We start from the raw sequence: 269 nt of genomic DNA on the forward strand, positions 1-269 counted from the left end.
GCCGCACCCTCGCCGCGCTGGCGGTAGCCCTCGCGGACGGCTGCGACGTACTCGGCGGGCGAGGCGAGGTCGGCGACATCGCTACTCGTCAGGAAACGGGCGGTCGTCATACGCTGAGAATCGAGGGCCGGCACCAAAAAGAGCGGTGCTGGGTACGTTGGTCTCAGTCCGCCTGCGGCGGCGCGGCCGTGCTGGGCGTGGACTTCGCGGGCTCTGCCTCCTCGGCCACCACGTCGACAGGTGCGTTCACGAACATCGCGTGGCCGATG

1 pseudogene is annotated in these 269 nt (G+C 69.9%); it reads right to left on the minus strand.

The features are described from left to right. Positions 1 to 110, minus strand: a pseudogene (locus SM755_RS23705) (ornithine cyclodeaminase family protein); the annotation flags it as partial. Positions 111 to 269 lie beyond the last annotated feature (159 nt).

This window comes from Natrialba sp. PRR66 (genome assembly GCF_034808065.1).
Classification (GTDB): Archaea; Halobacteriota; Halobacteria; order Halobacteriales; family Natrialbaceae; genus Natrialba; species Natrialba aegyptia.